This is a genomic window from Promicromonospora sp. NPDC019610, from assembly GCF_044389365.1.
Classification (GTDB): Bacteria; Actinomycetota; Actinomycetes; order Actinomycetales; family Cellulomonadaceae; genus Promicromonospora.
In genome coordinates this window covers 917,311-931,603 of the sequence record NZ_JBIRXX010000001.1, presented here as the reverse complement: position 1 = coordinate 931,603, position 14,293 = coordinate 917,311, and the positions used below count along the sequence as shown (strand labels likewise).

Annotated in this window: 11 protein-coding genes; 1 reads left to right on the top strand and 10 read right to left on the bottom strand. The window is 69.7% G+C overall.

Annotation, left to right across the window (positions count from 1 at the left end; genetic code table 11):
* Positions 1-13 precede the first annotated feature (13 nt).
* From ACH45N_RS04035 to ACH45N_RS04000, 8 genes are all read right to left on the bottom strand, one after another.
* Positions 14-739 carry an ABC transporter permease gene (locus ACH45N_RS04035; RefSeq protein WP_397391395.1) on the bottom strand — a complete coding sequence of 242 codons (726 nt, stop codon included), beginning with the start codon at positions 737-739 and terminating at the stop codon, positions 14-16.
* Positions 736-1,518, bottom strand: coding sequence for an ABC transporter ATP-binding protein (locus tag ACH45N_RS04030; RefSeq protein WP_397391393.1), 783 nt, complete (start codon positions 1,516-1,518; stop codon positions 736-738). Before ACH45N_RS04030 ends, ACH45N_RS04035 begins: the two co-directional genes overlap by 4 nt.
* Before the next feature lie 25 nt (positions 1,519-1,543).
* Positions 1,544-2,182 (bottom strand): TetR/AcrR family transcriptional regulator, encoded by a 639-nt coding sequence (locus ACH45N_RS04025; protein WP_397391391.1) that lies wholly within the window; start codon positions 2,180-2,182, stop codon positions 1,544-1,546.
* Between the two features lie 113 nt (positions 2,183-2,295).
* Complete coding sequence (gene mmsB / locus ACH45N_RS04020; RefSeq protein ID WP_397391389.1) at positions 2,296-3,477, bottom strand: multiple monosaccharide ABC transporter permease; 1,182 nt, start codon at positions 3,475-3,477, stop codon at positions 2,296-2,298.
* Entirely contained in the window at positions 3,474-5,054 is a 1,581-nt protein-coding gene (gene mmsA / locus ACH45N_RS04015) for a multiple monosaccharide ABC transporter ATP-binding protein (protein WP_397391387.1), read from the bottom strand. Before mmsA ends, mmsB begins: the two co-directional genes overlap by 4 nt.
* 153 nt (positions 5,055-5,207) lie before the next feature.
* Positions 5,208-6,386 (bottom strand): multiple monosaccharide ABC transporter substrate-binding protein, encoded by a 1,179-nt coding sequence (gene chvE / locus ACH45N_RS04010; RefSeq protein WP_397391385.1) that lies wholly within the window; start codon positions 6,384-6,386, stop codon positions 5,208-5,210.
* Positions 6,387-6,664: 278 nt separating this feature from the next.
* Positions 6,665-7,027 (bottom strand): ABC transporter permease subunit, encoded by a 363-nt coding sequence (locus ACH45N_RS04005; protein WP_397391383.1) that lies wholly within the window; start codon positions 7,025-7,027, stop codon positions 6,665-6,667.
* Positions 7,028-7,033: 6 nt separating this feature from the next.
* Positions 7,034-8,098, bottom strand: a complete 1,065-nt coding sequence (locus ACH45N_RS04000) for a LacI family DNA-binding transcriptional regulator (protein WP_397393795.1) — start codon at positions 8,096-8,098, stop codon at positions 7,034-7,036.
* 128 nt (positions 8,099-8,226) lie between these two features.
* On the opposite strand from ACH45N_RS04000, the gene ACH45N_RS03995 reads away from it, so the two are divergent.
* Positions 8,227-9,759 carry an alpha-N-arabinofuranosidase gene (locus tag ACH45N_RS03995; RefSeq protein WP_397391381.1) on the top strand — a complete coding sequence of 511 codons (1,533 nt, stop codon included), beginning with the start codon at positions 8,227-8,229 and terminating at the stop codon, positions 9,757-9,759.
* A 77-nt stretch (positions 9,760-9,836) separates the two neighbouring features.
* Here the strand turns inward: ACH45N_RS03995 and ACH45N_RS03990 are convergent, their stop codons facing one another.
* Together ACH45N_RS03990 and ACH45N_RS03985 are read right to left on the bottom strand one after the other, a co-directional pair.
* A complete protein-coding gene (locus tag ACH45N_RS03990; protein WP_397391379.1) occupies positions 9,837-10,616 on the bottom strand; it encodes a GTP pyrophosphokinase family protein in 780 nt (259 codons plus the stop codon).
* Between the two features lie 45 nt (positions 10,617-10,661).
* A complete protein-coding gene (locus ACH45N_RS03985) occupies positions 10,662-14,258 on the bottom strand; it encodes an alpha-L-arabinofuranosidase C-terminal domain-containing protein (protein WP_397391377.1) in 3,597 nt (1,198 codons plus the stop codon).
* Positions 14,259-14,293: the final 35 nt, after the last annotated feature.

Below are 14,293 nucleotides of genomic sequence, written 5' to 3'. Positions count from 1 at the left end.
CGTCTGACACGGGTCACGCCGTGCGGCGGCGGAGCGTGAGGATGCCCAGCACCACCGCGCCCACGATGAACAGGACGATCACGCCGACGGCACCGCGGATGTCGGCCCACTCGTCCCCCGCGGCGAGGGACGTCATCGCCTCGATGGCGTAGGTGAGCGGGAAGACCCGGGACAGCCACTCCAGGACCTCGGGCATCTGGTCGCGCGGCATGAGGAGGCCGCAGGTGATGAGCTGCGGGAACAGGATCGCGGGCATCATCTGCACCGCCTGGAACTCGCTCCGGGCCAGCGCGGAGGCGGCCAGACCCAGGGTGCAGCCGAGGATCGCATCGAGCAGCGCGACGACGACCACGAGCCAGAGCGGGCCGGCGACGTCCATCCCGACCAGCACGGCGAAGCCGACCACCACGCCCGCCTGCACCAGCGCGAGCGTCGCGAACGCGAGGCCGTAGCCCGCCACGAAGTCGCCCTTGCGGATCGGCGTGGTCATGAGCCGCTCCAGCGTGCCCGACTGCCGCTCGCGCAGCGTCGCGACGCTCGTGACCAGGAACATCACGATGAGCGGGAACAGGCCTACCAGCATGGGGCCGAACTGGTCGAGCACCTGGGGCTGGTCGTGGAACATCCAGGCGATGAGGCCGATCAGCAGGCACGGCAGCAGCAGGATGAGGGCGACCGTGCGGTGGTCGCCGCGGAGCTGGGACAGCACGCGGCCGGCGGTGGCGAGGGTGAGGGTCATCGTGCGGTCTCCTCGTGCGTCGGGGTGTCGGCGACGGCGGCCGCGTCGGAGTCGGCGGCGGCGTCGGCCGCGTCGATCAGGGCGAGGAACGCCCGCTCGGCGTCCGGCGCCCCGGTGCTGGCCAGCAGGTCGTCGGGCGTCGTGTCCGCGACCAGGCTGCCGGCCCGCATCAGGAGCAGGCGGTCGCACTGCGTGGCCTCGTCCATCACGTGACTGGAGACCAGGAGCGTGCGCCCCTCGGCCGCGAGGCGCCGGAACACCGTCCACAGGTCGCGGCGCAGAACGGGATCGAGGCCGACCGTGGGCTCGTCGAGCACGAGCAGCTCGGGGTCGCTGACCAGGGCCGCGGCCAGCGAGACGCGGGACCGCTCGCCGCCGGACAGCGTGCCGACCCGCTGCTTCTCGTGCCCGCCGAGGTCGACGGTCGCCACGGCGGCCGCGACCGCCTTCGCCGGGGAGGCGACACCGGCCAGGGCCGCGAAGTACCGCAGGTTCTGGGCCACGGTGAGGTCGGTGTAGACGCTGGCGTCCTGCGTCATGTAGCCGACCTTGCGGCGCAGGCCCGGGCTGCCCGCGGCGGCGTCGAGCACCTGGACGGTGCCGGTGACCTTGTCCTGCACACCCACGACGGTGCGCATGAGCGTCGTCTTGCCGGAGCCGGACGGCCCCAGGAGCCCCACGACGGATCCCGCGGGCACCTCGAGCTCCAGCCCGTCGATGATCGGCCTCCCGCCCCGGACGACCCGCAGGTCCCGGATGACGACCGCATTTTTCCTCATGTGAGGAATTGTGCTCCTGCGGCGGCTACCGCGCAAGACCCTCGGCGGCGCCCTCCGTGGGGGAGAGTGTTCCGGTGAGATAGCGCTGGAGGGTGGGGCCCACGTGCCGCGCCACCTCGGCCGGGGCGAGCGAGGCGAGCGGCTCCACCGGGATCAGGTAGCGGGTGAGCAGCACGCCCGACATCTGCGAGGCGACGAGCGCGGTGCGCAGGGGGGCGTCCGGGACGGCGAGGGCGCGCATCACCGGCGCCAGGATGGCCGCGCCGATGAACTGCGGCAGCAGGCCGCGCAGCTCGGCGTCGGACATGACCGCCGGGATGACCACGCGGACGGTGTCCCCGCCGTCGAAGTCCCAGATGCCGATCACCGCCTCCACGAGGCGCTCCCCGAGCGACTCGACCGGTCCGGCGGACACCCGCTCGACCACCTTGTCCGGCTCGATCCCCGCGACGCCGAGCGTCGCCGTCAGCAGGCGCGCCTTGTCGGGGAACCAGTGCCGCACCGTGCCCGGGTCCACCCCGGCGCGCCGGGCCACGGCCCGGAGCGAGGCCGCCTGGTAGCCGTTCTCGACGAACTCGTCGCGGGCGGCGGCCAGGATCTCGGCGCGGGCGTCCTGCCCGGCAGGACGGCGGCCCCGCCGGGGCGCGGGATCAGGGTGGGCCATCCCGCCATTCTCGCCCACCCCCGAGAACGCCGAGGTAGAACGGTGGCGAGGTAGAACCGCAGCACAGGTCTGCGGTTCTACCTCGCCACGGTCCTACCTCGGCGGGACGGGTGTCAGCGGGTGGCCGCGGCCCGCTTCTTGTTCCAGACGTCGAACGCGACGGCCAGGAGCAGCACGATGCCCTTGACGATCTGCTGCGTCGACTGGTCGACACCCATGAGCGACATGCCGTTCGACATGACGGCCATGATCAGACCACCGACCATCGCACCCGTCACGGTGCCGATGCCGCCGGTCACGGCGGCGCCACCGATGAAGCACGCCGCGATCGCGTCGAGCTCGAACATGTTGCCCGCCGCCGGCTGGGCGGCGCTCGACCGGGCGGAGAACACGATGCCCGCGATCGAGGCGAGGAAGCCCATGTTCACGAACATCCAGAAGTTCACGCGCTTGACCCGCACGCCGGAGAGCTGCGCCGCGGCGAGGTTGCCGCCGATGGCGTAGACGTGGCGGCCGAACACGCTGTGCTTGGTGATCAGCGTGTAGGCCAGGACCAGCACGGCCAGGATGATCAGCACGGCGGGCAGGCCCCGGTACGTGGCGAGGTTGTAGGCGAACCACATGACGACGGCGGCGACCACGACCAGCTTCAGCACGAACAGCACCGGAGCCTCGACCGTCTGGTTGTAGGCGATCCGCGCACGGCGGGTGCGCCACGCGTTGTAGGCGAAGCCCAGCACGCCGATCGCGAAGATGACGAGCGTGAAGGTGTCGTACCCGTACCCGCCGAGCAGGCCGTTGAGGAAGCCGGTGGCGATGCTCGTGTACTCGCTCGGGAACGGCGAGAGCGAGACGTTGTTCAGCACCTCGAGCGTGAGGCCGCGGAACAACAGCATGCCGGCCAGCGTCACGATGAACGCTGGGATCCCGACGTACGCGACCCAGAATCCTTGCCAGGCTCCGACCAGGAGTCCCGTACCGAGCGCGGCGAGGACGCCGACCCACCAGGGCAGGCCGTTCCGGATGACGACGACGGCGGCGACCGCGCCGGTCAGCGCGACCACCGACCCCACCGACAGGTCGATGTGCCCGCCGATGATGATGATCACCATGCCGATGGCGAGGATGAGGATGTACGAGAACTGCAGCACGAGGCTGGTGAGGTTCCGCGAGCTGAGCAGCAGTCCGTCGGTGAGCACCGAGAACAGCACGATGATCAGCACGAACGCGATGTAGATGCCGCTGGTGCGGATGTTCCGGGTGAGCAGGTCCCGGATGTTGGCGATGCCGGTCATGCCGTCGCCTCCTGCGTCTGCTGCGTGGTCTCCTGCGTCATGAGAGCCATGAGTCCTTCCTGGGTGGCGGAGGGCACGTCGACCTCGCCAGTGATGCGGCCGAAGGCCAGGGTGTAGATGCGGTCACAGATCCCGAGGAGCTCGGGGAGCTCCGACGAGATGACCAGCACGGCCTTCCCGGCAGCGACCAGCTCGTTGATGATGGTGTAGATCTCGTACTTGGCGCCGACGTCGATGCCGCGGGTGGGCTCGTCGAGGATCAGCACCTCAGGGGCGGTGTACAGCCACTTGGACAGCACCACCTTCTGCTGGTTGCCGCCCGAGAGCTTGCCCACCTCCACCAGCACGTTGGGGGTGCGGATGTTCATGGACGCGCGGTACTCCTCCGCGACCTTGAGCTCCTCGTTCTCGTCCACGAAGCCGTTCTTGGACAGCTTGCCGAGGCCCGCCGCCGAGATGTTCCGGCGGATGTCCTCGATGAGGTTGAGCCCGTACTGCTTGCGGTCCTCCGACACGTAGGCGATACCCGCCCTGATCGCGTCCGGCACGTTGTGCACGTCGACCGGCTGGCCGTGGATGTACGCCGTGCCGCTGATGTCCCGCCCGTAGGAGCGGCCGAACAGCGACATCGCGAGCTCCGTGCGCCCGGCGCCCATGAGGCCGGCGATGCCGACCACCTCGCCGGCGCGGACGTTCAGGTTCGCCTTCTCGACGATGACGCGCCCGGGCTGGGTCGGGTGGTACACCGTCCAGTCCTCGACGCGCAGCACCTCCTCGCCCGGGTTCGACACGCGGTCGGGGTAGCGGTTGTCGAGGTCCCGACCCACCATGCCGCGGATGATGCGGTTCTGCACCGCCTCGGACGACGCGCCCGCGGTGGCCATGTCGAAGGTCTCGATCGACCGGCCGTCGCGGATGATGGTGGTGCGGTCCGCGATCTCGGCGATCTCGGCCAGCTTGTGGGAGATCATGATCGAGGTGATCCCCTGCTCCTTGAACTGCCGGAGCAGGCTGAGCAGGTGCTCGGAGTCGTTGTCGTTCAGCGCCGCCGTCGGCTCGTCGAGGATGAGCAGGCGCACGTCCTTGGAGATCGCCTTGGCGATCTCCACGAGCTGCTGCTTGCCCACGCCCAGCGCGGAGATCGGCGTCGTGGGCGACTCGCTCAGACCCACCCGCGCGAGCAGCTCGGCCGCCTCGGCGTTGGTCCGGTTCCAGTCGATGGCGCCGCCGGCCCGGACGCGCTCGTTCCCGAGAAAGATGTTCTCGGCGATCGACAGGTACGGGACGAGGGCGAGCTCCTGGTGGATGATCACCACGCCCAGCGCCTCGGAGTCGTTGATCGTGCCGAACTGGGCGGTCTCGCCGTCGAGCACGATGTCGCCCTCGTAGGTGCCATACGGGTACACACCCGACAGCACCTTCATCAGGGTGGACTTGCCCGCCCCGTTCTCGCCGCAGATCGCGTGGATCTCGCCCCGGCGGACGGTGAGGTTGACGTCCTGGAGTGCCTTGACCCCAGGAAATGTCTTGGTGATGCCGCGCATCTCGAGGATGTCGGTCGGCGCCGAATCGGCCATGCCAGTCCTTGTCGCGTACTTGTCGCCAATAGAGAGGGTGCGAGGCCGTGCCCGTCCGACGGCCCCGGGTCAGGCCGTCAGGTCACCCGGAGGTGGCCTGACGGCCTGACGCGGGGTCAGCGGTGTCGAGCCGGTGTCGCGAGGAGGTCAGACCTACTCGTCGACCTGACCGGAGGCGACCTCGTCCTCGGTGAGGTAACCGGAGTCGATCAGCTCGGCCTGCAGGTTGTCCTTGGTGACGATCACCGTGGGCAGCAGGTACGACGGCACGACCTTGACGCCGTTGTCGTACGTCTCGGTGTCGTTCGCCTCGGGCTCGTTGCCCTCGAGGAAGGACGTGGCGGCGGTGACGGCCTGCTCGGCCAGCAGTCGCGTGTCCTTGAAGATCGTCGAGTACTGAGCACCGTCGACGATCAGCTTGGCCGACGACGCCTCGGCGTCCTGGCCGGTGATGATCGGCATGGCGAGGTCGCCCTTGCCGTAGCCGGAGTTCTCGAGGGCCGTGATGATGCCGCGCGAGATCACGTCGGCCGGGGCCAGCACGCCGTCGACGGTCACGTCACCCTTGGTGTACGTGGCGGTCAGCAGGTCCTCCATGCGCTTCTGGGCACGCTCCTGCTCCCAGCGCTGGATGGCGACGGTGTCGAAGTCGACCTGCTTCGAGGGCACGACGAGCGTCTTGTCGTCGATGTACGGCTGGAGCACGGACATGGCGCCGTCGAAGAAGAACCCGGCGTTGTTGTCGTCGGGCGAGCCGGCGAACAGCTCGATGTTGAACGGGCCCTCGGGCGCGTCCGCGGCCTCCTCGCCGTTCTCGTCGAGGATGCCCAGGCCGGTCAGCAGCGAGGTGCCCTGCTGCACGCCGACCTCGTAGTTGTCGAACGTGACGTAGAAGTCGACGTTCTCCGAGTCGCGGATCAGGCGGTCGTAGGAGATGACCGGGATGTCCGCGGCGGCGGCGGCCTCGAGCTGGCTGCCCAGCGCGGTGCCGTCGATCGAGGCGATGATGAGCGCCTCGGCACCCTTGTTGATCATCGCGTCGATCTGCTGCTGCTGGGTCGGGATGTCGTCGCCCGCGAACTGCAGGTCGACGTCGTACCCGGCGTCCTCAAGACCCGTCTTCACGGCGTCGCCGTCGGCGATCCAGCGCTCGTACGTCTGGGTGGGCATGGCCACACCCACGAGGCCGCCGGCCTCGCCGTCCCCGGCACCGCCACCGTCAGCGCCGCCACCCGCACCGGCACCGCCACCGCCGCATGCGGCGAGCGAGACGGCCATCGCGCCCGTTGCCAGCGCGGCCAGACCACGCGTAGCCCACAGCTTCCTTGCCATGACTTCTCCTCTTCGAGTGTTGCCCGGGCAACGTCTCTGCAACCCGGCCGACTTCACTTTGTGAACGCAACAGATTGTGAACGCTCACAAGCCCATTGGTCAAAGTCGCGTGGGCTGAACCCCGCCACGACCCATCGGTGACGGGGTTCACCGTAGCCGTGGTCCGGGAAAAGTAAGGGAGCCTTCTTGAATGGTTACGGCATCGAGACCGTCAACCGTTCAAGACATGTGTCAAGGAAGCACGGGCTCGGCCGGCCCGCCACGCGGGCCGGCCGACGTCACCGGACGCTGCCGAGCGACAGCCGGCCCTGCCAGTACCTCTGCAACGAGAGAAACGCTGCGACCAGCGGAACCACCGACAGGAACGACCCCGTGACGATCAGGTTCCACACCTGCTCACCACCCGCGCCGGCGTTCGAGAGGGCCTGCCAGTCGTAGATGCCGACCGTCACCGGCAGCAGGTCGGGGTCGCGCAGGACCGCCAGCGGGAGGACGAAGTTGTTCCATGGCGCGACCGTCGTCAGGAGCAGGACGGTCACGATCGCCGGCCGCAGCAGCGGCAGCACGACCTGAAAAAAGAGGCGAAGTTCACCCGCGCCGTCGACCCGCCCGGCGGCCCGGCAGAGGCCGGCCGCGGTCATCGGCCGTCAGGCCCAGGTGAGGTCTGCCGCGACCTGTTCGACGCCGCCCGGCTGGACGCCCACCACGTCGCCCGGCTCGCCCGTGGACTCGCGCCCCACGATCCGGGAGTCGGGAACCACCCTGCGGAACGGCGCCGGGTCGCCGGACGCGCCGATGCGCTCCAGCAGCAGCTCCACCGCGGTGTGCGCGATCTGGTCCCTGCCCGGGTCCACGGAGGAGAGCGCGGGGACGGAGTACCGCGCGTCGTCGACGTCGTCGAACCCGATGAGGGCGACCTGCCCCGGCACGTCGATCCGGTGGGCGTGCAGGGCGTGCAGGGCGCCGAGCGCCAGGGCGTCGTTGAGGGCGAAGACGGCGTCGATCTCCACACCGTCGTCGAGCATCCGGCTCATCGTCTCGGCGCCGGTCGAGCGGTGCCAGGGGCCAGCCTCGCCGACCAGCGCCGGGTCGAACGGCAGCCCAGCCTCCGCCAGCCCCTCGCGGTAGCCCTCGGTCCGCAGCGCTGCCGACCCGACCTGCTCCCCCTCGTGCGCCCCGATCACCGCGATCCGCCGTCGCCCGAGCGACGCCAGGTGGAGCGTCGCCGCCTTGGCCGCGGCCACGTTGTTCATCGTCACGTGGTCCGCGGGCGCGCCGAAGACACGCTCGCCGAGGATCACCAGCGGGAAGTCCACCGAGAACAGACCGATGTCGTCGGGGCCGAGCGCCAGCGGCGAGAAGATCAGCCCGTCGGTCAGGTGGCGGCGCCGGCCCGAGAGCACCTCGGTCTCCCGCTCGCGGCTGGCGCTGGTCTGCTCGATGAGCACGGTCCAGCCCGCGGCGTCGGCGGCCGAGATGACGGCGTCGGCCAGCTCCGCGAAGTACGGGAGCGACAGCTCGGGGACCGCGAGCGTGATCAGCCCGGTCCGCCGCGCGCGCAGGTTCCGCGCGGACATGTTGACGCGGTAGCCCAGCTCCTCGATCGCGGCCTCGACGCGTTCCTTCGTGGCGGCGCGGATGTACGGGTAGCCGTTCACCACGTTCGACACGGTCTTGATGGAGACGCCCGCGCGCTGCGCCACGTCGTGCATCGTCACGGCCACGCTGCCTGCCTCCGCTCGTCCGGTTTTTCCACAGGGTAGAGGACGGGCATCGCTGCCGCGCCGTCCATCGGCTAGTGTGCAACGTTGTAGAACCGCCGACCGATCAGCGAGGAACAATGACGACCTCCCGCACCCGCGTCCTGCTGCACCCCGACTTCACCGTGGGCGCCGTCGACCGCCGCCTCTTCGGCTCCTTCGTGGAGCACCTGGGCCGCGCCGTGTACACGGGCATCCACGAGCCCGGCCATCCGACGTCGGACGAGCACGGCTTCCGCCGCGACGTCGCCGACCTGACCCGCGAGCTGGGCGTCACGACCGTCCGGTACCCCGGCGGCAACTTCGTGTCGAACTACCGGTGGGAGGACGCCGTCGGGCCCGTGGAGCAGCGCAAGCCGTTCCTCGACCTCGCCTGGCGCACCGTGGAGCCCAACCTCGTGGGCACCGACGAGTTCCTGCAGTGGGCCGAGCGCGAGGGCATCCAGCCGATGATGGCGGTCAACCTCGGCACGCGCGGCGTCGAGGAGGCCGTGGCGCTCCTGGAGTACTGCAACGGCGAGGCCGGCACCCGCTGGGCCGACCTGCGCATCGCCAACGGCCGCGAGAAGCCGTACGGCGTCAAGCTCTGGTGCCTCGGCAACGAGATGGACGGCCCGTGGCAGATCGGGCACAAGGACGCGCACGAGTACGGCAAGCTCGCCCGCAACGCCGGCGCCGCGATGAAGCTCGTGGACCCGTCGATCGAGCTGGTCGCGTGCGGCTCCTCCTCGATGCAGATGCCCACGTTCGGCGAGTGGGAACGCATCGTCCTCGAGTACACGTACGACCTGGTGGACCACATCTCGATGCACGCCTACTACGAGGAGGTCGACGGCGACCGCGCGTCGTTCCTCGGCTCGGGCACCGCGATGGACCGGTTCATCGAGCGGGTCGTGTCCTCGGCCGACGCCGTGGGGGCACAGCGCCGCTCGGACAAGAAGATCACCGTCAGCTTCGACGAGTGGAACGTCTGGTACCTGACCACGCGGTTCCCGGGCGAGGAGAACCTGCCGATCCAGCGGGACGCCCCGCGCATCATCGAGGACGTCTACTCGGGGCTCGACGCCGTCGTGGTGGGCGACCTGCTGGTCACGCTGCTCAACCACGCCGACCGGGTGCCCGTGGCCTGCCTGGCCCAGCTCGTCAACGTCATCGCGCCGATCATGACCGAACCGGCCGGCGAGGCGTGGCGGCAGCCCACGTTCCACCCGTTCGCGACGACGGCGCGGCTCGCGCAGGGTGAGTCGCTCGACCTGCGCGTGACCACGCCCCCGATCACGACCAAGGCCCACGGCGAGGTGCCGTCGGTGACGGCGGCGGCCACGCTGTCGGACGGGGCCGTGGCGCTGTTCCTCACCAACCGCTCCCCTGAGCCGGTCGAGGTCGAGCTGGCGCACCTGGGCGCGGCGCTCGGGATCACCAAGGGCTGGTCGATGACGGCCGACCACGAGCCCGCCGTCGCCGGCCCGGAGCACGCGGCGAAGGTGGCCGAGAAGCACTGGGGCGCGTTCGACGTCGCCGGCCGGGTCGCGGCGGGCGACGGCACGACCACGACGGTGACGCTGCCGCCGGAGTCGTGGACAGCACTGTCGGGCAACCTCACCTCGCGATAGCGCGTCGTCGACGGTCGAGCTTGTCGAGACCTGGGTCTCGACAAGCTCGACCAGCAAAAGGCTCGACCGGCCGCCGGTCAGGTCTCGCTGTCGAAGCCGAAGCCGCCGTCGGCCTCCGCCGCGCGCCAGAAGTCGCGCAGCATCTCCTCCGGCGTGTGCAGGTTGTGCCGGCTGGCCACGGGCTCCTCGTCGCCCGAGATCGCCTTGACCTCGTCATGGATGCGCTCCATCGAGGTGTCGAGCGACCACGCGACGTCGGCGGCGAGCTTGAGTGAGTCGGTGAGGTGCCGCGGCACGTCGCCGTCGTACTTGTAGTAGATCTTGTGCTCCAGGCTCGCCCAGAAGTCCATGGCGATGGTCCGGAGCTGGATCTCGACGATCACCTTCTCGACCCGGTCGGACAGGTACACGGGGATCTGCACGATGAGGTGCAGCGACTTGTACCCCGTCGCCTTCGGGTGCTTGATGTAGTCGCGCTCCTCCAGCAGCGTCAGGTCCGTCTGCTGGAGCAGCATGTCGCGCACCAGGTAGATGTCGTTGACGAAGCTGCAGGTGATCCGCACCCCGGCGACGTCGAACATCTGCTCGCGCACGCCCTCCGGCGTCAGCGGGATCCCCTTGCGCCGGCACTTGGCGACGATCGACTCGAACGACTTGAGCCGCGACCCCACGTGCTCCACGGGGTTGTAGTTCTGCATGTGCCGGAACTCGTCCCGGAGGATCGAGATCTTGGTCATGACCTCGTCGATCCCGAACTTGTAGGTCAGCACCAGGCGGCGGAGGTCGGCGACCAGCTGACGCAGCTCGGCAGGATCAGGCATGGGGCGTTCCCGGACGTCCTCGGGCAGCTTGCTCACGGGACCACCGTACGGGGTGACGGTGGTCCCGTGGGCGTGAACCGGCTAACGCTCCTGAAGACGCAGGAACGTGATCGAGTGGGCCGGGAAGTCGTACGTGAACTCCGACCCGTCACCGGAGCGGGACACGTCGAGCCGCGTCCGGCTCTCGACGGGTACCACCCGTTCGGGCTGGGTCTTGGTGTTCCTGGCCGACGGCGCCCCGCTCATCTCCGTGACCTCGGCACGGGAGGTCAGCGCGGCCCCCGCCACCGAGACCGCCGTGCGCGCGACCGACTCGTACGGGTTGACCACCTTGAGCACCAGGTCGCCCGTGCGCTCGTCGCGCGTGACCACCTGGTACAGCGACTCGGTGGTCGGCTCGGTGTACGTCATCTGCAGCGCGCCGTCGAGGTAGAGCCGGATGGTGCGCCCCGAGACCACGATCTTGACGTGGTAGTCCCGGCCGGTCTGCAGGGAGTGCCCCTCCACGGCCGCCACCTCGTTCGCCGAGCTGTTGTCGGCCCGCTGGAGCGCCTGCCGGGTGTTGTTCCACCCGCCGAGGTTCCACCAGTAGAAGTCGTCCCGGCCGCCGGCGGCGAAGCCGATCAGGAACGCCTCGCTGCCGCCCAGCTTCCGGGCGTCGAGCTCCAGGGTGTAGTTGTCCCAGTCCTTGGCGTACGCGTCCGCGATGATCGAGCGGGCGTCGGTGACGTTCCCGGCGGACTGCACGTACTCGCCGTCCGCCACGGCCCACGTGCCGGACTGGGGGTCCCAGCCGGACGCGTCGTCGAACGAGTCCGAGAAGAGCACGTCGCCGGACGCGTTGTCGGTGACCACGACGTCGTCGTACGCCGCCCGGGTGTTCCACGTGGACAGGAAGATGCCGCCCGAGAGGTCCGCGGGCGTCTCCTCCGGGCCGTCGTGCGCGGACGGCACCACCCGGTCGCCCGTGTTCGTCATGAACATCTTCTGCGTCCAGTACGACGTCGAGCCCCACGACTCGTCGTTGTCGAACCACATCATGTCCGGGGACCACTGCACGTAGTCCTCGTTGGCGAACATCGGGGCGTAGGACGCGAGCTCCACGAGGTCGGAGTTGCGCTCGATCCCGGTCATGTACGCGGCCTCGGACAGCGCGTTCGACCACGCGTTGCCCCGCGAGGCGTACTCACCGAGGAACACGTGCGGCCCCGCGCGGTCGTAGGAGTCGTACCGCTCGGTGTTCGACAGGAACCACGACGGGTCGTTGTAGTAGTGCTCGTCGACCATCGCGACGCCCTGCTCGCGGTTGAAGTCCCACAGCTCCTCGAAGCGGGCGCCGGTGTCGTCCGGGCCGGAGTTGGAGATCACGGTGACCTCCGGGTGGGCCGCCTCGACGGCGTCGCGGAACCGCGGGAAGTTGGCCTGGAAGGTGTCCGTGTTCTCCTCGTTGCCCAGGCCGATGTACTTCAGGCCGAACGGCTTGGGGTGCCCCAGCGAGGCGCGTACCTTGCCCCACTCGGTGCGCACGGACCCGTTGGCGAACTCGATGAGGTCCACGGTGTCCTGCACCCAGCGGTCGATGCGGGCGTCGTCGGTCATCTCGGGGATGGTGCTGCCGCAGCCGTTTGCGCCCACCGAGAGCACGGGCAGCGGCGTCGCGCCCAGGTCCTCCGCGAACTCGAAGTACTCCAGGTACCCCAGGCCGTAGGTCTGGTTGTAGCCCCAGAAGTTCCAGTTCGTGGGCCGCTCCTCGACCGGCCCGATGGTCTCCTTCCACTGGTAGGTCCGACGGCGGTCGGCACCGTCCGACTCCAGGTACGTGTCGAAGGTGCCCACGTTGGTGACGCAGCCGCCGGGGAACCGCAGGAACGACGGCTCCAGGTCGGCGACCTTCTCCGCGAGGTCCTTGCGCAGCGCCGAGCGGCCGTTGACCGGGCCCACCCAGGTGTCGCGCGGGAACAGCGAGACCATGTCCAGGCGCAGCGTGCCGCGAGCGCCGCCGGTCACCACGAGCCGGGCGTCGTGCACGGTGCGGTTCGCGGTGAGGGTGGCCGTGTGCTTCTTCCAGCGGTCGGAGCCGTTGACGCTCACGGTCGTGGAGGCGTAGGTGGTCCCGCCGTCCGGCGACTCCAGGCTGACGGTGAGGCGCTGCCCGCGCTCGGCCCGGGCGAACACGGAGAAGTCGTACCTCGCGCGCTTCTCGAGGGCGAAGCCCTCGTTGTAGCCGGCGTTCCGGACGCCGACGCCGGGGCCGTCGGCCTCGACCGACAGGTAGGCCCGGTTGCTGTCGTTGAGCCACTCGCCGCGCTCGGACTCGACGACGGTGGTGCCTGCCGAGCCGCGCTGCACCACGTCCCAGCCGGTCATGCCGGTGAAGCTCGCGTTGTCGGTCGCGGCGAACTCGAAGGACCGGTTGCGGACCAGCTCGGCGTACAGGCCGCCGTCGGCCGCGTAGTTGATGTCCTCGTAGAAGACGCCGTAGAGGTCGTCGCTCATCTCCGTGCCGGCGGCGTCGGCGTCGACGTCGAGCGTGTGCTCCTGGACCGGGGTCTCGGCGGGCGGGTACGCGGCGAGCAGCCGCTCCCGCTCCTCGGCGGTGATCGGCAGGACCGTCCCGTGCCGCGGGCTGGCGGGCAGGATCGCGTCGAGGTTCGCCGTCCACTCGCCGCTGCTCAGGTCGTCGGTCTCGAAGAGCATGTAGCCCTGGCCGCCGTGGTAGCTGGGCTGGTCCTGGAGCAGGAACCAGCGGTCGTCGGTGAGCGACGGGAACACCGTCGGTCCCTCGCCCCCGGTGAACGTGCCGCCCCACGGGTTGGGCTGCCCGAAGCCGATGCGCTCCTTGATCAGGTCCCAGCCGTCGCCCTCGGTCACGCCCTGGGTGCGGCGCAGGTCGGTGGACGACTCCTGCCGCATCCCCATGTACGACTCGTCCTTGGTGAGGCGGTAGTAGACGCCGTCCTCCTGCGCGACCGTGGAGTCGATCATGCCGAGGCCGTCGCCCTGCGGCTCGTCGATCCAGGGCTGTGGCTCCGAGAACGTCTCGAAGTCGGTGGTCGTGGCGTACAGCATGCGCTGGTAGGAGTCGCGGATGTCGCGCTCGGCGGGCGGGACGTCCTCGGGGTAGAGCGCCGAGGCCCAGTAGACGACGAACTCCCCCGCCGCCTCGTCCCAGAAGGCCTCGGGTGCCCAGAGGTTGCCGGCGTTCTCGGGCGCGAGCTCGATCTCGCGCTGCTCGCCCCAGTTCACCAGGTCGCTGGACTCCCAGACCATGATCGACCGGCTGCCGGTCTCCTGGGCGTCGCCGAAGTTGCCGCCGCCGTAGATCTGCAGGTCGGTGGCGAGCAGGTAGTAGGTGCCGTCGCCGCCGCGGATCAGGAACGGGTCGCGCAGGCCCTTAGTCCCGAGGTCGGAGGTGAGCACGGGCTCGTCGCCGTTCAGGGTGGTCCACTCCAGCGGGTCGGGGCCGTCCGAGACGGCGAACGAGATGGTCTCGCCGTCCGCGGTGGACTCGCCCGTGAAGTAGGGGAAGAAGTAGGCGGCGTGCTCGGCATCCACGGCGGCCGCCGGTCCGGCGGGGACGACTGCGGACGTCGTCGCCGCCGCGACCCCCGGGGCCGCCAGCCCCAGGGTCAGTGCTGCCGCCACCAGGGCGGTCCTGCGTCTCGTCGATCTCTTCATCGTTGTAATTCCTTTCGTCACGTCGTTGTGGCTGT

Coding starts and splice junctions, on each gene's coding strand:
- mmsB (WP_397391389.1), bottom strand. CDS start 3,477: ATGACCGGCATCGCCAACATCCGGGACCTGCTCACCCGGAACATCCGC.
- chvE (WP_397391385.1), bottom strand. CDS start 6,386: ATGGCAAGGAAGCTGTGGGCTACGCGTGGTCTGGCCGCGCTGGCAACG.
- ACH45N_RS04030 (WP_397391393.1), bottom strand. CDS start 1,518: ATGAGGAAAAATGCGGTCGTCATCCGGGACCTGCGGGTCGTCCGGGGC.
- ACH45N_RS04005 (WP_397391383.1), bottom strand. CDS start 7,027: ATGACCGCGGCCGGCCTCTGCCGGGCCGCCGGGCGGGTCGACGGCGCG.
- mmsA (WP_397391387.1), bottom strand. CDS start 5,054: ATGGCCGATTCGGCGCCGACCGACATCCTCGAGATGCGCGGCATCACC.
- ACH45N_RS03995 (WP_397391381.1), top strand. CDS start 8,227: ATGACGACCTCCCGCACCCGCGTCCTGCTGCACCCCGACTTCACCGTG.
- ACH45N_RS03985 (WP_397391377.1), bottom strand. CDS start 14,258: ATGAAGAGATCGACGAGACGCAGGACCGCCCTGGTGGCGGCAGCACTG.
- ACH45N_RS04035 (WP_397391395.1), bottom strand. CDS start 739: ATGACCCTCACCCTCGCCACCGCCGGCCGCGTGCTGTCCCAGCTCCGC.
- ACH45N_RS04025 (WP_397391391.1), bottom strand. CDS start 2,182: ATGGCCCACCCTGATCCCGCGCCCCGGCGGGGCCGCCGTCCTGCCGGG.
- ACH45N_RS04000 (WP_397393795.1), bottom strand. CDS start 8,098: ATGCACGACGTGGCGCAGCGCGCGGGCGTCTCCATCAAGACCGTGTCG.